This is a genomic window from Pseudomonas sp. BF-R-24 (genome assembly GCF_019947335.1).
Classification (GTDB): Bacteria; Pseudomonadota; Gammaproteobacteria; order Pseudomonadales; family Pseudomonadaceae; genus Aquipseudomonas; species Aquipseudomonas jessenii.
The window spans coordinates 1-2,756 of the sequence record NZ_JAGYGG010000084.1 but is presented as its reverse complement, the minus strand read 5'-3'; the positions used below and the strand labels follow the sequence as shown (position 1 = coordinate 2,756).

Here is a 2,756-nt window from a genome sequence, read left to right as displayed (position 1 = left end):
AGAAGAAGGTTGTGCCTTGCGCCGCCAGTTCGTCGATGCTCGGCGTCGGCATGCCGCGACCCACACCGCCGCCATAGGGGCCCAGGTCACCGTAGCCGGTATCGTCGGATACGATAAAAAGGATGTTGGGTTTTTCTGTCTGCGCTGCCTGGGTAAGGTTAATTGCCATCAGGAGGGAACATGCTAGGTACAATCTAGTGCGGTGCGAGAGCCTATTCATGTGGATTTCCTTTCTCAAGTTCCGATCCTGGTTGCGGCCGCTCAAACATCGAGAGCAATACAACAAGGAACTTCGTCAGTAATCCCCCCAACTTTTAGCCCGGACGGTTCAAGGGAACGGTGTAACGATTGGACCGAATCCCTCTTACCGTTCAACGCGCTCGTGAAGCCTAGTACGAAAAATTTCTATCTGTCTTATTTGGGTGGCGTAATTAGAGTCATTCGTCGACTATTTCGGCCTGTAGGCCGCTGCGGCGCGACCCCGTACACCTCAGTAATGCACCCGAAGAAAGCTGAAAGATGCGACACCTCCACTGACTGCTTTTGGCTGTGGATTCAACCGGTCGAAGCGGACAGAAGTAGGTCACCAAGATGTTGCTCGTGGTGCGATCGTCAAAGGTCTGTGATGGAGAGCGATTGTCTTCGCGATCAAGAGGCTGCGATTGAAATACCCGTCCGGGCAACAAGTGTTTCGGACGCGACCATGAACTGGCTGATATGCGCTTCAGTCATGCCTGTAGACGGCAGGATCGCTTGGCCTTTGTTGTTGAACATCGCGCCGCTGCGATCCTCGATCTCAGGGGCAACCAGTAGCGGGACGATTCTCATTGCATAAGTTTCGGCGGTAGGTGTCAGCAGCCCGATCAGGCCCTCCGCGATGCGCGACTTCAGCGAGCCCTTGCCGAAAAAGTTATCGCGGATACTGGTTTTGATAAGGCCGGGATTCAGGCCAAAAACGCCTAAGTGCGGGTAGCGCTTCACCGCATCCAGAACGAGCATTTCGTTGCCGGCCACAGTGTTCATATGCGCGGACATGGCCTTGTAGGACCTTTCAGCATTGAGGTCGTCGAACGTCCCTATCTGGCCCGTACCGGGATACCCCACGACAATCACCCTTGGTTTGCTCGTAATTTTGAGCCTGTCTGCACCCAACTTCGGGCCGACGCTGCGCAGGATGACCATACGGTTCAGATAACTGACCGCCAAATCGCGCTCAATGCCCTCTGCTGTTTCCTGGCGTTGGGAGGCGGCAAAAATACCGGTGGTGAAAATGAGCAGGTCCAGGGATTCCACCGGCAGCAGCTTGGCAACCCGCAGAGCCTCACTCATCAGGCTCAGATCCGCCTGGAGAAATTCGATGCCCTGCGTGCCAGCATCGCGAAAGGTTTGCCCAACGACCAGGATGCGAGCGCCGCGAGAGGCCAGCAAGCGACTCAGTGCCTGACCGATGCCACCGGTGCCACCCACGACGGCAACCCGCATCCCTTTGAGGTCAAGGTTTTCTGCATCGACATGGCGCCACGTCAGGCTGGTGTCACGCTTCATATGATGGCTCTCAAATAAATTGCTGGAGACGCATCATCCGCCTTATTGTTTTTGGGATAAATATGGATTTTTGGATTTTACTGATCCATTTATGGGGCAATAAGCGTGGATTTTCTGAATGATATGGCGTTGTTTGTCGAAGTCGTCAAAGCGAAAGGGTTTCGCGGGGCCTCCGAGGTAACTGGCATCCCGAATTCCACCTTGTCACGGCGAATCAGTCTGCTGGAAAAGGCAATCGGGTTGCGGTTGTTGCATCGCACGACTCGCAAGGTCGAGTTGACTGAAGCCGGGCAGATCTACTTCGAACGGTGCAAGCGCATTGTCGAGGAGGCTCGGCTGGCGCATGAGCAGCTTGGAGAGATGGTGGCTCAACCGAGTGGGGTGCTACGAGTTTCTTTGCCTGTGGATTTTACCGTCACTTACCTGGCTCCTCTGCTCACAGAGTTCGCTGGTCTCTATCCAGGGATCACCTTCGATCTGGACCTCACCCCTCGGCGCGTCGACCTGGTGAGCGAACCCTTCGACGTCGCAATCCGGATGGGGGAATCCGAAAGCTCACAGCTGATCGCACGACCTCTGGCTTCGCTCACGTCTTATTTGTATGCGTCGCCACATTACCTGGAGGTTTCAGGCGTGCCGGACTCACCTGGTGATCTTGAATGGCATCAGTGTCTGAACATTCAGAAGGCCGGGACGTGGGAGCTGAACGATGGTGTACGAACCATCTCGGTAGCGGTTGGAGGACGCTTCATGGTCAACAGCGTCGGTTTGATTCGACGGCTGGCGGCACTCGATCAGGGCATCGTACTGATGCCCGAGGAAATCGTGGCTAATGAGCTGGGCAATGGTCAACTTTGTCGTGTCATGCCTGAATGGAAGGGAGCGCCGATGACTGTCTATGCCGTTACCGAGACTCGATTACTGCCTGCCAAGACTCAACTTTTTATCGATTTCCTCCGGGCACGTCTGGGATGACCGCGCCAGTCATCACGCGCTGGCTAGAGGCGGATTCTACTGTGCATTCAACCGACCGCTTTTGGCTGTGGATTCAACCGGTCGATGCAACACAACTAAATTCTGTGTAAGCAGAAGGAGTGTTGCAGATGAAGCAGAGACCTCGGATCTATTACACCGAAAGCCAGAAAAAACTGATGTGGGATCACTGGCAGAAAGGCGACTCTCTCCAGCACATAGCCCAACTATTTGATCGA

2 protein-coding genes are annotated in these 2,756 nt (G+C 54.7%); one reads left to right on the top strand and one right to left on the bottom strand.

Annotated features, from left to right (window positions below):
- Window positions 1-648: 648 nt before the first annotated feature.
- Window positions 649-1,545, bottom strand: a complete 897-nt coding sequence (locus KGA98_RS28350; protein WP_223504971.1) for an SDR family NAD(P)-dependent oxidoreductase — start codon at window positions 1,543-1,545, stop codon at window positions 649-651.
- A 105-nt stretch (window positions 1,546-1,650) separates the two neighbouring features.
- On the opposite strand from KGA98_RS28350, the gene KGA98_RS28345 reads away from it, so the two are divergent.
- Window positions 1,651-2,520, top strand: a complete 870-nt coding sequence (locus tag KGA98_RS28345; RefSeq protein ID WP_223504969.1) for a LysR family transcriptional regulator — start codon at window positions 1,651-1,653, stop codon at window positions 2,518-2,520.
- Window positions 2,521-2,756: the final 236 nt, after the last annotated feature.

What these genes read in the sequence shown, in the direction of transcription:
- KGA98_RS28350 (WP_223504971.1), bottom strand. Translation starts at nt 1,545, where the DNA reads ATGAAGCGTGACACCAGCCTGACGTGGCGCCATGTCGATGCAGAAAAC.